The organism is Kouleothrix sp. (assembly GCF_046328425.1).
Lineage (GTDB): Bacteria > Chloroflexota > Chloroflexia > Chloroflexales > Roseiflexaceae > Kouleothrix.
In genome coordinates, this window is sequence record NZ_JAXLWP010000003.1 from 108,126 (window position 1) to 124,422 (window position 16,297).

General features: G+C 68.5%; 15 protein-coding genes and 1 pseudogene. 8 read left to right on the top strand and 8 right to left on the bottom strand.

The features are described 5' to 3' along the window. Positions 1–116: 116 nt before the first annotated feature. Entirely contained in the window at positions 117–1,400 is a 1,284-nt protein-coding gene (locus U0177_RS00450) for a sensor histidine kinase (RefSeq protein WP_409568605.1), read from the top strand. Between the two features lie 181 nt (positions 1,401–1,581). On the opposite strand, the gene U0177_RS00455 is transcribed toward U0177_RS00450, so the two are convergent. Further along, positions 1,582–2,655, bottom strand: coding sequence for an isocitrate/isopropylmalate family dehydrogenase (locus U0177_RS00455; RefSeq protein WP_409568606.1), 1,074 nt, complete (start codon positions 2,653–2,655; stop codon positions 1,582–1,584). 191 nt (positions 2,656–2,846) lie between these two features. Here U0177_RS00455 and U0177_RS00460 point away from each other — a divergent pair, with 191 nt between their 5' ends. Then, positions 2,847–3,212, top strand: a complete 366-nt coding sequence (locus U0177_RS00460; RefSeq protein WP_409568607.1) for a (2Fe-2S) ferredoxin domain-containing protein — start codon at positions 2,847–2,849, stop codon at positions 3,210–3,212. Positions 3,213–3,247: 35 nt separating this feature from the next. Here the strand turns inward: U0177_RS00460 and U0177_RS00465 are convergent, their stop codons facing one another. Together U0177_RS00465 and U0177_RS00470 are read right to left on the bottom strand one after the other, a co-directional pair. Continuing rightward, entirely contained in the window at positions 3,248–3,628 is a 381-nt protein-coding gene (locus U0177_RS00465) for a RidA family protein (protein ID WP_409568608.1), read from the bottom strand. Positions 3,629–3,777: 149 nt separating this feature from the next. Beyond that, on the bottom strand, positions 3,778–4,125 hold the full coding sequence (locus tag U0177_RS00470) for a rhodanese-like domain-containing protein (RefSeq protein ID WP_409568609.1): 348 nt from the start codon (positions 4,123–4,125) through the stop codon (positions 3,778–3,780). 684 nt (positions 4,126–4,809) lie between these two features. Here U0177_RS00470 and U0177_RS00475 point away from each other — a divergent pair. The 3 genes from U0177_RS00475 (at position 4,810) to U0177_RS00485 (ending at position 7,547) form a co-directional block, all read left to right on the top strand. Further along, positions 4,810–5,322, top strand: coding sequence for an HNH endonuclease (locus U0177_RS00475; protein ID WP_409568610.1), 513 nt, complete (start codon positions 4,810–4,812; stop codon positions 5,320–5,322). 281 nt (positions 5,323–5,603) lie between these two features. Continuing rightward, positions 5,604–6,368 (top strand): SDR family NAD(P)-dependent oxidoreductase, encoded by a 765-nt coding sequence (locus tag U0177_RS00480; RefSeq protein WP_409568611.1) that lies wholly within the window; start codon positions 5,604–5,606, stop codon positions 6,366–6,368. A gap of 162 nt (positions 6,369–6,530) precedes the next feature. Then, complete coding sequence (locus U0177_RS00485; RefSeq protein ID WP_409568612.1) at positions 6,531–7,547, top strand: zinc-binding alcohol dehydrogenase family protein; 1,017 nt, start codon at positions 6,531–6,533, stop codon at positions 7,545–7,547. Between the two features lie 87 nt (positions 7,548–7,634). Here U0177_RS00485 and U0177_RS00490 read toward each other — a convergent pair whose 3' ends face one another. The 4 genes from U0177_RS00490 to U0177_RS00505 form a co-directional block, all read right to left on the bottom strand. Continuing rightward, positions 7,635–8,477 carry a metal ABC transporter permease gene (locus U0177_RS00490; RefSeq protein ID WP_409568613.1) on the bottom strand — a complete coding sequence of 281 codons (843 nt, stop codon included), beginning with the start codon at positions 8,475–8,477 and terminating at the stop codon, positions 7,635–7,637. A 29-nt stretch (positions 8,478–8,506) separates the two neighbouring features. Then, the gene (locus U0177_RS00495) at positions 8,507–8,902 is read right to left on the bottom strand and encodes a hypothetical protein (RefSeq protein WP_409568614.1); all 396 of its coding nucleotides are present in this window, start codon (positions 8,900–8,902) and stop codon (positions 8,507–8,509) included. 11 nt (positions 8,903–8,913) lie between these two features. Then, positions 8,914–9,705, bottom strand: coding sequence for a metal ABC transporter ATP-binding protein (locus U0177_RS00500; RefSeq protein ID WP_409568615.1), 792 nt, complete (start codon positions 9,703–9,705; stop codon positions 8,914–8,916). Positions 9,706–9,867: 162 nt separating this feature from the next. Continuing rightward, complete coding sequence (locus U0177_RS00505; RefSeq protein WP_409568616.1) at positions 9,868–10,812, bottom strand: metal ABC transporter substrate-binding protein; 945 nt, start codon at positions 10,810–10,812, stop codon at positions 9,868–9,870. Between the two features lie 418 nt (positions 10,813–11,230). Here U0177_RS00505 and U0177_RS00510 point away from each other — a divergent pair, with 418 nt between their 5' ends. From U0177_RS00510 to U0177_RS00520, 3 genes and pseudogenes are all read left to right on the top strand, one after another. Continuing rightward, a complete protein-coding gene (locus tag U0177_RS00510) occupies positions 11,231–12,040 on the top strand; it encodes a hydroxypyruvate isomerase family protein (RefSeq protein WP_409568617.1) in 810 nt (269 codons plus the stop codon). Between the two features lie 1,098 nt (positions 12,041–13,138). Beyond that, positions 13,139–13,955 (top strand): annotated as a pseudogene (locus U0177_RS00515) (DUF4147 domain-containing protein). A gap of 7 nt (positions 13,956–13,962) precedes the next feature. Further along, on the top strand, positions 13,963–14,481 hold the full coding sequence (locus tag U0177_RS00520) for an MOFRL family protein (RefSeq protein WP_409568618.1): 519 nt from the start codon (positions 13,963–13,965) through the stop codon (positions 14,479–14,481). Between the two features lie 289 nt (positions 14,482–14,770). On the opposite strand, the gene U0177_RS00525 is transcribed toward U0177_RS00520, so the two are convergent. After that, entirely contained in the window at positions 14,771–15,931 is a 1,161-nt protein-coding gene (locus U0177_RS00525; RefSeq protein ID WP_409568619.1) for a hypothetical protein, read from the bottom strand. Positions 15,932–16,297: the final 366 nt, after the last annotated feature.

Consider the following 16,297-nt stretch of genomic DNA (forward strand, 5'->3'; position numbering starts at 1 on the left):
CTCGGGCATATCGCAATGCACATGCCTCCGGCGCGCCGCCATACGGGCGCACTCGGCCGCGCCCCCGCGCCTTTGCAGCGCGCCGCGTGCGGCATGGCGCACATCCCCACGGTGTTATGACAGCACTCGACACCATCCTGCTGCTCGCCTTCCTGGCGGCCCTGGCCACCGCGATCTGGCTGTGGCGCCGCCGCCTGACGATCATCGAAAGCCCGCCGCCGCCGGCCGAGCAGTTCACGCCAATGTTTCGCGTAGCCGCCGACGCCCTCGACGCCGGGCTGGTGATCGTTGGCGCCGAGCGCGAGGTGCGCTACCTGAACCAGCAGGCCGAGCTGCTGCTGGGCATCGGGGCCGGCGAAGCCACGGGCGCGGGGCTGATCAGCGTCGTGCGCGACTACCAGGCCGACACGCTGGTGCAAGACGTGCTGCGCGACGGCGAGGCGCGCGAGCTGGTGCTGCAGCCCATCCAGGGCGGGCGCACGCTGCGGCTGCGCGCCAGATCGATCGACGCAGGCGACTTCCGCGGCGTGGCGCTGCTGATCCGCGACGTCACCCAGCTGAACCTGCTCGAGCGCGCGCGGCGCGACATGGTGGCGAATGTGTCGCACGAGCTGCGCACGCCGCTGGCCTCGGTGAAGCTGCTGGTCGAGACACTGCAATCGGCGCCGCCGCCGCCAATCGCCGAGCGCATGCTCACCCAGATGGCCCAGGAAGTCGACGCGGTGACGCAGCTCGTCGACGAGCTGCACGAGCTGTCGCAGATCGAGTCGGGGCGGGTGGCGCTGAAGCTGGCGCCGACGCAGCTGGAGGCGGTGACGAGCCGCGCAATCGAGCGCATCAGGCCGCAGGCCGAGCGCAAATCGCTGCGCATCAGCGCCGAAGTAGCCGCCGAGCTGCCGCCGGTGCTCATGGACGCGGGGCGGATCGGCCAGGTGCTGCTGAACCTGCTGCACAACGCGATCAAGTTCACACCCGAAGGCGGCGCGATCAGCGTCCGCGCCACCGTCGTGAGCGTCGGCGTCGACACCGGCAAAGTTGGCTATGTCGAGCGCCGCCTCAACCACGAGCCGCACCCCTACCCGCCGGGCGAGCGCCGCCAGCGCACGCCGGCGCTCGCACGCCAGGGCCGCCCGGCCATCGCGCTGCCGCAGGCGCTAGGCCCGGGCGATTGGATGCAGATCTGCGTGTCGGACACCGGCATCGGCATCCCGCGCGCCGAGGTATCGCGCGTATTCGAGCGCTTCTACAAAGTCGACCGCGCGCGCACCCGCAATGCGGGCGGCACCGGGCTGGGCCTGGCAATCGCCAAGCACCTGGTCGAGGGGCACGGCGGCTGCATCTGGGCGATAAGCGAAGAAGGCGCCGGCTCGACCTTCTCGCTCATGCTGCCGCTGGCCTAATAACACCAAATTCGCTTGATTACTGACACTTGGGTGGGGTCTGGGGGGCGGCTTCGCCGCGCCTGTTTTGTTTGTAATGCCCTGCCCGGCAAAGCCGGGCAGGGCATTACAAAAAGCAAGCGATCAAGCTGAACAAGCCCACACAATAATGGCTGAGTTCCACGCTGCCGCAGGCAATAGACTACGCACTCAAGGTCGGCCATACCGCAAGCTTGGTGCGCACGCGCTTGATCACCTCGTCGGTGAACTCGCTGGTGGTGGCGTGCCCCTGCAAGTCGGCGGTGCGCACGCCATCGTACACGGTCTCGAACACCGACTCAGAGATCGCGCGCGCGGCCAGCGCGGCGTTTTCGCCGATGTACGAGAGCAGCGAGCCGCCGGCCAGGATCATCGCCATGGGGTTGGCCAGGTTCTTGCGGAACAGCGAAGGCGCGGTGCCGTGCGGCGCCTCGGCCATTACCACGCGGGTGTTCCACGCATCGTCGAAGCCGATCAGCAGCGACTCGGAGCCAGCGATCGAGCCAAACATCTGCAGCACCAGGTCGCTCATGCAGTCGCCGTCGCGGTTCAGCGTGGGGATCACCAGCGCGTCGCCCATGTTGCCCAGCAGCAGCGCGTAGGTCGCGTCGATCAGCTGCGGGTCGTACTTCACGTCGCCGTGGCGCTGCGCTGCGGCGTCCATCTCCTCTTTCAGCATGCCCTCGTACACCGGGCTGACGGTATACTTCGGCCCGCCAAACACCTTGGCGTGCATGCGCCTGGCGTGGCGAAAGGCGTACTCGGCCACGGCGCGGCAGTGGCGGCGGGTGATGCGCTCGGTGCGAAAGGCGACCTCGTCGAGACCCGAGCCCTCGCGCCACTCCTTGGCGCCGTAGGCGTCGCCAACGGCCATGCGGATCACCGAGATCGGCGCGTAGACGCCGCCAACGGGGCGCACGCCAGGGATGCGCCGGCCAGTGCGTACGATCACCGTGCCGTCGACGTGCTCGCGCAGGATCGCGTTGGGGCTGCCGATGTCGCCCTTAGCCTCGGGCGTGATCGTGGCGGCCTTGAGGCCCAGGCCGGCCTGCAGCATCGCCTCGGCAGCCTCGTGCACCACCTGGTTGTTCGTCGCGCGCCGCCGCTCCAGGCTCAGGTCGTAGCGCTGAAAGGCTAGCTCCACGCCGGTGACGGCCGGGTCGAGCACGCGCAGCGCCTCATCAAGCAGCTCCTGGCCGGTCTGGTCGCCTTCAAGCACAACAATGGTGCGGTTCATGGGTTCTCGCTTTCTCCTAGAGCCTGCCGGGCAGGCGCCCAGCAGGCAAGCTTCTGCGACCGGGCGCCCGCGCAGCGCGCCCTATAGCAAAAGCCTAGCCGACGTGCCCCAAGTATACCCGATATTGCCGGCTGCACCCGGCGCGGCTATAATGCCAGCGCCATCCGCCAGCCTAGCGAAAGGTACCGCGCATGTCGCTGCAAGAAGAGCTTCGCGCCAAAGCCGCCGAGTATCTGATCGGCGATTACACCCGGCATATTTTGCTCTGCGCCGACCAGACCGAGCCGAAGTGCTCGCCCAAGCAGGCCAGCATCGAGTCGTGGGATTACCTGAAGAAGCGCCTGAAAGACTTGCGGCTATCGCTGGTGCGCGGCGGGGTGTACCGCACCAAGGCGAACTGCCTGCGGGTGTGCGTGCACGGCCCGATCGCGGTGGTGTACCCGGAGGGCGTGTGGTATCACTCGTGCACGCCGGCCGTGCTCGAGCGGATCATCCAGGAGCACCTGATCGGCGGCGCGGTGGTGGAGGAATATGTGTTCGCGCGCAACCCGCTGTAGCGCCGCCGCGCGGCGGCGCTACAGCGCGGCGGCACCTAGCTGCGGGTGGCGATCGCCTCGATCTCGACGCGCACGTCGCGCGGCAGCCGCGCCACCTGAACCGTCGAGCGCGCCGGCGGGTCGGCCGGGAAGAACTCGGCGTACACCGCGTTCATGGCCGCGAACTCGCCCATATCGGCCAGAAACACCGTGGTCTTCAGCACCTGGCCAAGCGAGCTGCCGGCCGCCGCCAGCAGCGCCTGCAAATTGCCAAGCACCTGGCGTGTCTGCGCGGTGATATCGCCCTCGACGACCGTGCCGGCCGGCGTCAGCGGGATCTGCCCCGAGCAGAACACCAGATTGTCGAGGGTGATCGCCTGCGAGTACGGGCCGATCGCCTGGGGTGCGTCGGCGGTGGCGACAATACTCCGAGCCATGAGCTGCCTCCCGTGGGCTAATGCAACCGCCGAGTGCGGGTTGCAGATTGCAGGGTACGCCCGCGCGCCACAGCACAGCGCGCTGCGATAGCGGCCGGGCGCGATTCGCCCCCTATTCTACCCGATCTTTGGCGGCGACCAATGGCCGCTCAGCGGCCGCGCTTCACCGGCAGGCCGCTGCGCGCCCAGGCGAGCATACCGCCGCGCATGTTCAGCACATTGGTGAAGCCGGCGCGCTTGAGCACCGACTGCGCCACGCCGCTGCGGCTGCCCGAGTGGCACACCACCACGATCGGCTGCTCGCGCGGCAGGCCGGCGCTGCGCTGAGAGATCTGGCTCAGCGGCATAAGCTTGCTGCCGGCGATGTGGCCCTCGGCGTACTCCGCCGGCTCGCGCACATCGAGAATGAACAGCTTCTCGCCGGCGGCCTGCCGGCTCTGAACGTCTTCCGGCGTCACCTGCGAGGGATCGGCTTTACGGTTGAAGAACCCAAACATTGTGTGCTTTCTCCTCTTGCCATTCGGCGGTATACGCGGCCACGCCCAGGTGGCGCCGCTAGGCGCGCGCCCGGTGCATATACTGATCTGATGCATGCTCGGGCCAGGTGGTTACACCGCCTGGGCTGCTTCCCATTGAGCCGGCCTGAGCTTGGGCGATGCGGCAGCGGCACGGCCGGAAGCGGCCTGGCGCCAGGCTGTAACCAATGGCGCCGATATGGCATCGTATGAACAGGGTCAGGCGAAACGTTTCACGCAGTAAAAAGAGGGCACGCTATGGAGATGATCATCAGCTTCCCAGGTGGCGCGCGGGTCGACGCGCACTTCGACACAAACAAAACATTTGACAGACCGCGCGGCGATCGTGTATGCTATAAGTGCTAGAACAGCTGACGCTATAGCACTAAATAGCCTCTAGCAGCCGAGATAACAGCGTATGACACACGGCCTGGCCACAACCAAACACCAACCTCTCCATCCTGCCACTCGGGCAGCCTGGGGCGCGCGCCGCGCCCCGCGAGGCCAGGCGCCGCTGCATAGGAATGGCCTACACCGGGCCAGGCGCGCCCGCGCGGTGCTGGTCGCCAGCGCCGCCGATATCATAGGTCGCGTGCTCTAATTCGGGGCAGCCCCCGTGCTAGAGCGCGCGCGTGCGATCGTGCGGCTTTGGAAAGGGGGTTTCTCTTGGGGCAACGTGTTCTCGTCCTCAACGCTAGCTACGAGCCACTTCAGATCGTCTCGACTCGGCGTGCGGTAGTGCTGCTGCTGCAAGAGAAGGCCGAGCTGGTTGAGGCCGCCGCGCAGCGGCTGCGCGCCCAAGGCTTCGCCCTGGACGTGCCGGTGGTGATCCGGCTCGTGCGCTATATCAAGATCCCTCGCCGCCTGCGGCTGCCGTGCTCGCGCCGCGGCGTGCTGACGCGCGACCGCGAAACGTGCCAGTACTGCGGGGTGCAGCCCGGCCGCACGCAGCTCACCGTCGACCACGTGATGCCGCGATCGCGCGGCGGCCTGACCACGTGGGAGAACGTCGTGACGGCGTGCCGCGAGTGCAACCACCGCAAGGGCGGCCGCACCCCCGAAGAAGCTAGCATGGTGCTGATGAGCAAGCCACGCCAGCCGCAATATGTCGCGTTTGCGCTGCTGGGCGAGCTCGAGCGCCACGATGTCTGGCGGAAGTACGCGTACAGCATCGATTAGCGGCCTGGCATTGCAGATTTTCTAACGAGGCTCGTGTGTCCGCGACACACGCGGGTCTCGTTTTTTTGTGCCTGCGGCGGCCTTATAATAGGCTTCTAAGAGCCTGTTTGAAAAGGGTGCGCGAGGGGCTATGCCCCTCGCATTCCCTTCCTGGCGGGTGGCGGCCACGAATGGGGCCGCCACCCGCCAGAACAAGTGGATACTTGGAGGGACTTCGTCCCTCCAAACCACCCTTTTCAAGCGGCGGCCAGCGCGTAGCTTATACAACAAAAGGAGAGCACATGGAACGCTTGCACGATCGGGTGGCGCTTGTCACCGGCGCGGGCCGGGGGATTGGCAAGGCGATTGCGCTGGGGTATGCCCGCGAGGGCGCCCACCTGGTGCTGGTGAGCCGCACCGCCGCCGAGCTGGAGTCGACGGCCGCCGAGGTGGCCGCGCTTGGCCGCCGCGCGCTGGTGGTGCCCGGCGACGTGCGCGAGAAGGCCGCGGCGCAGGCGGCCACCGGCGCAGCCCACGCCGAGTTCGGCCGCCTCGACATCCTGGTGAACGCCGCCGGCATTCCGATGGTGGCGCCCTCGGAAGATCTGGCGCTCGAAGACTGGCAGCGCGCGATCGACATCAACCTCAGCGGCACGTTTCTGTTCTGCCAGGCGGCCGCGCGGCTGATGCTCGACCAGGGCCGCGGCGCGATCGTCAACATCGGCTCGCTGCAATCGTTCCAGGGCTTCCCAATGCGCGTCGCCTACGCCGCCAGCAAAGGCGGCGTCCATCTGCTCACGCGCGCGCTGGCCGTCGAGTGGGCGCCGCGCGGCGTGCGCGTCAACGCAATCGCGCCGGGCTGGATCCGCACGCCGCTGCAGGACCGGCTGGTAGAAGAGGGCAAGCTCGACCGCGCGCCGATCATCGCGCGCACGCCAGTGCGCCGCGTGGGCGAGGTGGCCGACCTGGTAGGGCCGGCGGTGTTCCTGGCCTCCGACGAGTCGGCGTTTGTGGTGGGCGAGACGCTCGTGGTCGACGGCGGCTGGATTGCGTACGGCTACCTGTAATACGCTGTTCGCTTGATCACGTATCGATCGTGTGGCACTACGTGGCTTCGCCACGTAGTGCCACACAATAAGAAATTGGGGGCGGCGAAGCCGCCCCAAACCCCCACCAAAGTGTCAGTAATCAAGCGAATTTGGTATACTACCAAGCAAAGGAACACACTGATGCAGACGATTGTGCTTGACCGACCGGGCGCGCTACGGCTGGCCGACACCCCCGCGCCCGCCGCGCCCGGCCCCGGCGAGGCGCTGCTGCGCATCCACCGCGTGGGCATCTGCGGCACCGACCTGCACGCATTCGAGGGCACTCAGCCGTTCTTCAGCTACCCGCGCGTGCTCGGCCACGAGCTGGGCGCCGAGGTGCTGGCGCTCGGCCCTGGCGAGGCGCCCATCGCCGTCGGCGACCGCTGCACCGTCGAGCCATACCTGAGCTGCGGGCGCTGCGGCGCGTGCCAGCGCGGCAAAACCAACTGCTGCGAGCAGCTGCGCGTGCTGGGCGTGCACGTCGACGGCGGGATGCGCGAGCTGATCTGCGTGCCCACGGCGAAGCTACACCGCTCGGCCGCGCTCTCGTTCGAGCAGCTGGCGCTGGTCGAGCCGCTGTGCATTGGCGCGCACGCGGTGCGCCGCGCGCAGCCGGCCGCGGGCGAGCCGGCGCTGGTGATCGGCGCCGGGCCGATCGGGCTGGCGGTGATGCTGGCGGCGCGGCTGGCCGGCGCGCGGGTGATCGCGCTCGAGCTGAGCGCGCCGCGGCTGGAGTTCGCGCAGCGGCACCTGGGCGCCGAGCCGCTGCCCGGCACGGGCGACGTGCCGGCGCGGCTGCGCGAGCTGCTGGGCGGCGACCTGCCAACGCTGGTGTTCGACGCCACCGGCAGCGCCCGCTCGATGATGGCCGCGCCGCAGTACCTGGCTAACGGCGGGACGCTGGTGTTTGTGGGGCTGGTGCAGGGCGCGCTCAGCTTCGATGACCCCGAGCTGCACCGGCGCGAGGTGACGCTGCTGCGCAGCCGCAACGCCACCGCCGCCGATTTCGGCTGGGTGATGGGCCAGATCGAGGCCGGCCGGGTGAGCCTGGAGCCATGGATCACGCACCGCGCCGCGCCCGCCGCACTGGTGGCCGAGTTCGACGGCTGGCGCGACCCGGCTGCCGGCGTGGTGAAGGCAATGCTCGAGCTGGCGTAGCGAGGTGCGAACAGCGCTGTTTCCGAATATTCAAGCTAGCCGCCTGGCGCCCAGCCAGAGCTGCCAAAACAGCGCCGCGCCAGGCGGCTAGGACGCCGTGCGCCGCCAGCGCGGCGCCACCACAAGCGCCAGCACAAACATACTCGTCAGCACAAGCACGATCGTCGCGCCCGAGGCGATCGAAAAGTAGAACGACAGGTACAGCCCGGCCAGCGCGCCGAGCGCGCCCTGGATCGCCCCGAGCAGCATCACCATCGGGAAGCGCCGCACCAGCAGCGTGGCGGTAGCCGCCGGCGTCACCAGCATCGCCACCACCAGCACAATCCCAACCGTCTGGATCGCGATCACGATCGTCACGGCCATGAGAGCCAGCAGCAGCTCGCGCAGCAGCTGCACCGGCAGGCCGATCACCTCGGCCTGCACCGGGTCGAACACCAGCAGCGTCAGCTCTTTATACAGCGCGAACACGATCAGCAGCATCAGCGCGCCCAGCCCGGCGATCACCAGCACATCGCCTGCGCGCACCGCCAGCACATCGCCGAGCAGCAGCCCAAACAGATCTTTGGTGTAATTTTTCACCGTGGAGAGCAGCGCCACGCCCAGCGCGAAGGTGCCGGCGAACAACACGCCGATCGCGGTATCCTGGCTGAGCTTGCTGTGGCGCGTGACCGCGCCGACGCCCAGCGCCGTGAGGATGCCAACCAGCGCGCCGCCCAGCGCGAGGTTGAAACCAAGCATGTAGGCCACCACCACGCCAGGGAACGAGGCGTGCGCGAGGGCATCGCCGATAAACGCCAGCTCTTGCTGCACCACAAACGCGCCGATCACCGCGCACAGCACGGCGATCAGCACGGCGGCGGCCAGGCCGCGCTGCATGAAGCCAAACTCGAGCGGCGCGGCCACGCAGCTCCAGAGCGATTCGCAGGACATGTCGATTTCCGATCTGGCTATGCTTCCGGTTAGCCTACGGCGCGCTCGGCCAGCGCCTCTTCGAGCAGCGCCGCGCCAAGCGGCAGCAGTACCACCTGCGCCAGGTTGTACACCTCGGAGAGCGGCGCGCGCAGCCGCAGCACGCGCTGGTTCAGGCCGATCAGCGCCGGCAGCGCCGCCGTGGCAGCGGCGACCCCGGCGGCGCGCGGCAGCGCGCGCTCGCGCGGCAGGCGGCCGATCAGCCACTGGCCGAGCGTCACCAGTGCGAGCGTGTTGAACACCAGGCGGGTATGCTCGGCGACGCTTTCGTCGCGCAGGCTGAGGTAGGGGATCTTCGGCCAGAACTGGCGGCTGTTGCCGTGCAGCAGCACCATCACCACAACACTGGCCAGCACAAACCAGCCTTTTCGGGGCGAGCTTCGCATAGGTAGCTCCTCTACACCAGCGCTACGCTGGTGCCATTGGCCAGCACCACCTGCGTGCCGTAGGTGCTGGCGAGCGTTGCGGGCGTGAGCACATCGGGCGCCGGGCCAAGCGCCACCAGGCGGCGGTTCAGCGCCATCAGGCTGCCGAAGTGCTCCATGGTGCAGCGCAGATCGTGGGTAGTCAGCAGCAGTGTTTTGCCACGGGCCGCCAGGCCCGCCAGGATGCGCAGGATCGCCTCCTGCGTGGGCGCATCTACGCCGCTGATTGGCTCGTCGAGCAGCAGCACCTCGGGCTCCTGGGCCAGCGCGCGCGCCAGAAACACGCGCTGCTGCTGCCCGCCCGAAAGCCGGGCGATCGGCTGATCGGCGTAGTGCTCCATACCAACCTCGGCTAGGCACGCGCGCGCGATCGCGCGGTCGCGAGCGCCGGGCCGGCGCAGCCAGCCCAGCCGCCCGTAGCGGCCCATCAGCGCTACGTCGGCCACGCTGGCGGGGAAGCGCCAGTTGATCGCGTCGCGCTGCGGCACATAGGCCACCTGGTGGCCGCGCCGCGCCTGGCCTACCCCGCCGATGCGCACGCTGCCGGCAGCACGCGGCACCAGCCCGAGGATGGCCTTGAGCAATGTGCTTTTGCCGGCGCCGTTTGGCCCGATCACGCCCACCAGCGCGCCGGCCGGCAGCTCGAACGAGACGTCCTCGAGCGCCAGGCGCGCGCCATACGCCACGCTCAGGCCACGCACCTCCAGCGCTGGGGCGCGCCGCGCGCCAGTTGCCAGTGGCTGGGCATTTGCACCTGTCGGCACGGTTCACCAATCCTTCAGATACATTCTTCTGTATGCGGCCTCTCGGCTCTCCCCGCGGAAAAAGCCCCACACACTAGGTACGCACTTGCGTGATTCGGCTTCCTCCGAAGGCCGAGGGCGCCAACTGCATAAGGTTCTATAGGGTAGTATCGCCGAAGTCCGTTAGCGCAGTACCTTGACAATCGCGCGCATATCGTAGCGCAGCATCTCGACATAGCTAGCGCCAGGCGTGCCAGGCTCGCCGAGCGTATCGGTATACAGGTTCGTCACCACACGCACCTGCGCCTCGCTGGCCAGTGCCTCGGCCAGCTTTGGGCTGAATTGGGCCTCGCCAAACACCGCCTTGACACGCTGAGCCTTGATGCTGCCGACCAGCGCCGCCAGATCGCTGGCCGACGGCTCGGCCTCGGCGTTGCCCAGCAGGTTGCCGACGATCGTAAAACCGTACTCGCGGGCGAAGTAAGGGAATGCATCGTGATTAGTGACGAGCTTGCGCGCGGCTGGCGGCAGCGCGGCGGCCTGCTGCTTCAGCTCGGCGTTGAGCGCGAGCAGCTGGCCGATATAGCGCTCGGCATTGGCCGTGTAGCTGGCCCGCCCAGCCGGATCGACGCCGATCAGGCCATCGCGAATACGCTCGGCATAGCGCGCACCCAGCGCCGCGCTCATCCAGAAATGCGGGTTGCCCTGCGCAAAGGCCGCGCCTCGGTCGAGCGGCTCGAGGCCCTCGGCCACAGCGACCTGCGGCTGGCCAGGGCGCCTGGCGCCGGCGAACAGGTCGCCAAGCCACTCTTCGAGGCCAAAGCCATTGTAGAAGACAATATCGGCCTCGGCAACCGCGCGCGCGGCCTCGGGCGTGGGCTGGTAATCTTCAGGGCCCGCGCCCAGCGGAATGATGTTCCGCACGCGCACGCGCTCGCCGCCGACATTGTGGATCATATCGGCCAGCACGCTCATCGTCGTAACGGCATTGATTGGCCCGCTGTGCGTTGTGTTGGCCGGCGCCGACGTACCGCAGGCGGTGAGCGCACTCAGCATCAGCGATATAAGTGCGTAGCCCAACCAGCGCGCGTGCCGCGACCCTGGCCGCTGGCGCTTCAAACCCAACATATTACCTGCACCCCTTCAGGCCCGCGCCTGCTATGCGAAAGATGTTATGAACGCCAGCATATCGCCAGCATCGCGCGAAAACGCGTCTTTCCGACAATCTGGATAACAATACTGCTGTTTCCGAGATTATATCACGATTTTTTAATTCTGCAAGACAAAAATATCGATTTATCAACGAATGATCTAATAAACGATTGATCATACTATCAATTGAGCAAATTATCAATTATTCGTGATTTTCATAGCTACTGTGCACACAAAAGGAACAAAAACTTGATCATACTTTCAATTGAGCAAATTATCAATTATTCGTAATACAGCAGCCATTCGGCCGCGTCGGCGCGCTGGCGCGGGCCAATGCGCCTTGACAGCGCGCCGCCTGGGCGGTAGAGTAGCCGGGCCGACACGCGAGGACAGTATGCTGCACTTCGGTATCAACGTTTCGATCCTGCTGCGCGAATACGCATTCCTGACCCGCCTCGAGCAGGCCGCGCGCCTGGGGTTTGGCACGGTCGAGTGCTGGTGGCCGCACGGCGAGGACCTGCGCGCGCTCGAGCGGCGCGTCGCCGACACCGGCCTGCGCGTGGCGCTGCTGAACTTCGACGCCGGCGACATTGCGGCGGGCGAGCGCGGCCTGCTGAACGACCCGGCCGGCGCGGCGCGGTTCCGCGCGCACGTGCCCGCCGCGCTCGAGCTGGCGCAGCGGCTGGGCTGCCCGCGCATGAACGCGCTGGCCGGCAAATGGCGCGACGACACACCCCGCGCCGAGCAGCTGGCGCGGCTGCGCGAGCACTACGCCTGGCTGGCCGAGCAGGCCGCCGCCGCCGACATCACCGTGACGATCGAGCCGCTGAACACCTGGGACAACGGGCCGTGCGTGTTCAGCACCAGCCGCGACACGCTCGCGTTCATCGACTCGGTCGGCGCGCCGAACCTGCAGCTGCAGTACGATGTGTACCACATGCAGCGCATGGAGGGCAATATCGCCGCCACGATCGCGGCGCACGCCAGGCGGATCGGCCACATCCAGGTAGCCGACTCGCCGGGCCGCAACCAGCCCGGCACCGGCGAGCTGCGCTTCGGCTATATCTTCGCTGCAATCGCGGCCAGCGGCTACACCGGCGTGATCGGCGCCGAGTATAACCCGCTCGGCGCTTCCGAGGCGAGCCTGGCCTGGCTGCCGCCCGACCGCCGCGGGCCGATCGATCCCGCCACGATCATGCTGTAGCTGTAGAGCGGGGGAGCGGAGAGCGGAGGAGCGGAGAGCGCATTACCCCATCCATGTAGGGCGCATCGTGCGCGCCTCCACAGGGAAGAAGGCCGTGCCAGCATCAGCGCCGTACACTCATGCCTCAGGGCCAACCACCCGTATCCGCACCACAAGGCATGCGCCACCGGCATAGCGAGAGCGGCGGCATTCATTACGGGGCCTGGGGCGCAGCCGGGTACCCCCTGGGTGACGCGGGAGTGCAGAGGGCGGGCGGTCGCCCTCTGTCGCGGGGTACGGGGGCGCGCAGCCCCCGAAAGCCCTCACGGGTGAGCGGAGGCGTGAAGCCGGCGGCTCAAACCGAGAGGGAGAAGGTGCGCACGATGCGCGCCCTACGGGAACGAAGGCCGTGCCAGCATCAGCGCCGTACGCTCATGCCTCAGGGCAAACCCGTACGTCATTCTGGGGCACGGGGGCGCGTAGTCCCCGACAGGGAGAAGGTGCGCACGATGCGCGCCCTACGGGAAAGGCCGCGCCACCATCAGCGCCGTACGCTCATGCCTCAGGGCCAACCACCACCCGTATCCGCGCCACGAGGCATGCGCCACCAGCATAGCGAGAGCGGCGGCATTCATTACGGGGGCCTGAGGCGGAGCCCCAGCGGGGAGAGTGCAGAGGCGGGCGGCCGCCTGCCGCGGGGTACGGGGGCGCGCAGCCCCCGAAAGCCCTCACGGGGCGCGGGGCGCGTAGCCCCCCGAAAGCCCTCACGGGGCGCGGGGCGCGTAGCCCCCGAAAGCTCCGCGGGCGCAGGGCGCGTAGCCCCGAAAGCCCTCACGGGGCGCGGGGCGCATAGCCCCCCCAGCCCTCACGGGTGAGCGGAGGCGTGAAGCCCCAGCCCTCACAGAGGGCGCGGGGCGCGCCCCGAAGCCCTCACGGGGCGCGGGGCGCGCCCCCGAGGAGAAGGCGCGCACGATGCGCACCCTACGGGAACGAAGGCCGTGCCACCATCAGCGCCGTACGCGCATGCCTCAGGGCAAAGAGGAGAAAGCTATGCACGCCGATCGCCTGCTGACCCACACGCTGCGCGCCAGCCCGCACGGCCGCGCGCTGGCCGAGGTGATGGCCGCGGCGCTGGCGGCAGCCGACCCTGCGGCGGCGGTGCGCGCGCGGCTGCGCCGCGAGGGCGCCACGGTGGAGGTGGATGGCCGGCGCTACCAGGGCGTGGCGCGCGTGCTGGTGGTGGCCGCCGGCAAGGCCGCCGCGCCCATGCTGCACGCGGCCCGCGCGACCCTGGGCGATCTGCCGGCCGCCGGCGTGCTGGTGACGAAAGACGGGCACATCGGCAGCCAGGAGCCCAGCGCCCAGCGCCCCGAGACAGCGGGCGCGCACAACCAGGCCGCCGACGCGCAGTTCGCGCTGCTCGCGGCCGGCCACCCGCTGCCCGACGCGCGCGGCGTAGCAGCGGCCGAGCGTATCGCCGCGCTGCTGTCGGGCGCGGCCCGACGACCTGGTGCTGGTGCTGCTCTCGGGCGGCGGCTCGGCGCTGCTGACATGGCCTGCGCCTGGGCTGGCGCTGGCCGACTTGCAGGCCATGACCGGGGCGCTGCTGCGCTGCGGCGCGCCGATCGGCCAGATCAACACGCTGCGCAAGCACACCACCCGGCTGTTCGGCGGCCAGCTGGCGCGCATGGCCGCGCCCGCGCCCGTCGCCGCGCTGGTGATATCCGATGTGATCGGGTCGCCGCTGGACGTGATCGCCTCGGGGCCGACAACCGCCGACCCGAGCACCTTCGCCGACGCCTGGGCGGTGGTCGAGCGCTACGGGCTTGCCGGCGAGCTGCCGGCGGCGCTGGTGAGCCACCTGCAGCAGGCTTGCCGGCGCGCTCCCCGACACGCCCAAGCCCGCCGACACGCTATGGCCTTGGCGGGTGCATAGCTGTGTCGTGGCGAGCAACGTGCACGCGGCCGGTGCGGCGGTAGCCGCCGCGCGCGCGCGCGGCTGGAACGCGCTGCTGCTGACAACCTACCTTGAGGGCGAGGCGCGCGAGGTTGGCCGGGTGGCCGCCGGGCTAGCGCGCGAGCTGGCGCTGCGCTGCGCCCCGATCGCGCACCCGGCGCTGCTGGTGCTTGGCGGCGAGACGACCGTGACAATCAGAGGCGAGGGGCTGGGTGGCCGCAACCAGGAGCTGGCGCTCGGCGCGGCCGAGGGGCTGGCCGGGCTGCCCGCTACTCTGCTGGTGGCGCTGGCCACCGACGGCGGCGATGGCCCGACCGACGCGGCCGGCGCGGTGGCCAGCGGCGAGACGTTGAGCCGCGCCCAGGCGCTCGGCCTCGCCCCCACCGAGTTCCTGCGCCGCAACGACGCCTACCGCTTCTTCGAGCCGCTCGGCGACCTGCTGCGCCCCGGCCCGACGCAGACTAACGTCAACGACCTGCTGTTCGTGGCGGCGCTGCCGGGCTGATAGCCTGTGCATGTTCCGCCCAAATTCGGCTGAGCACTTGCTGTATGGGGTTCGCGGGCGACTTCGCGCCCGCGTCTTTTCTTTAGAAAGGGTGGTTTGGAGGACTTCGTCCACCCAGCGTTCCCCTTTCTGGCGGGTAGCTGACCATTCGAGCTCTTAGGACTTATACGCTGTTGGCTTGATCACGTCCTGGATTGTGTTGCACGACGTGGCTTCGCCACGTCGTGCAGCCTAATAAGTGCCAGGGCGGCTGCTGTTACAAAGTACGTCATCAAGCAGATTGGCATTATTACGCAGCGGGCGCGACGCTCACGACGATCGTGTAGTGCTGCTGCGCCGGCGTGAGCTTGCAGTCGCCGATCGGCTGATCGGCCGGGCAGCTCACACCCTCGGCCGGCTGCCAATCGGCCGACACAATCGCCAGGTCGCCGCCCTTGCGATAGCCCTGCACCGTGCCGGTAGGCCCATCGGCGACGTACTGCTCGTCGGCCTTCCAGCCACCTTTAGCCAGCAGTTCGCCGATCTGGCGGCTCACATCCACGAAGCTGCTGAAATTGCCGCCGTTGCCAAGCGCGGTGAGCTGGCAGCCCTGGAGCACCTTGCCGCTGAGCATTTCGCCGAATGCCGCCTCGTTCTGCGTTACGTCGACCTTCAGTAGATCTTTGAGCGGGTCGTGCAGCTCGCTGCAGGCGGCCGCAGCGCCCGGCAGCAGCGCGGCCGGCACGCCGACTTTCGCGAGGTCGTCGGGGCCGAACGCGGTGCCGGGGCCAGCTACCACGCTCCACGCATCGCCCTTGCGCGCCAGAAACACCCAGGCCGGGTCGGTGGTCTTGGGGTCGGTCGGGATGGTCTGCACGCGCACAAAATCGGCCACCCCAGCCTGCACCGAGACGGTATAGCCGAAGGTAATGCCATCGGCTTTGAGCTTTTCGCGCACCGCGCGCTCGATCGCTGCGGCGCTGTTGGAGTCTTCGCGCAGGGCGAGCCCGGCCGGGATGCCGGCCGCCGCGAGGTCTTCGGGCGGGAAGGCGGTGCCGGGGCCGGCCACCACGGTCCACACGCCGTCGTGGCGCTTCACAAACAGCCAGGCCGGGTCGACGACGCCAAAGTCGTTGGGGATGGCCTGCACGCGCGCGGCATCGCCGCTCTGCTGCTCGACGACGATCGTGTACGGGATGGCCATGCCCACGTCGCTGAGCTTGCGGCGCACCGCCTGCTCGAGCACCGGGTCGCTCGGCCCGGCGGCGCTGGCGGCCGGCACAGCAGTTGGCGCAGCAGTTGGCGCAGCGGTCGGCGCAGCAGTTGGCGCAGCGGTCGGCGCAGCAGTTGGCGCAGCGGTCGGCTCGGCCGTTGGCGCTGCCGTGGGCACGCTCGCGGCCGGTGTGCCGCCGCATCCGCTCAGCACCAGCGCTAGCGCCACCAGCGCAGCGGGAAAGAATCTACGAAGCATGGTACTCTCCTTGGTTGCCGGGCCGGCCAGATGCACTACCAAGGCGACCGGCCCATAGAGGATCTAACGCCATGTAGTAGGGCATGGTTACGAGCTAGCGCCTCGCCCTTCCGCCAGCCTCAGGCCATCGCAGCACGCGCTTCCGCGCCACAAGGCATGCGCCACCGTGGCCGCACAAGCGACGGCCTTGTTTATGGATAGGAGTTACGCGCTCGCGTGATTCGGCTTCCTCAGGGTACGCGATTGCGCCTGCGGCGGCATGGTGCGTGTTGATCTTCTGTGTGCAATTTTTCCCCGCGGAATGCGGAACAACCGCACACGATACAGAGAAGAGCACCGCTCTGCCCAGGCCCCAGCAGGGACGCC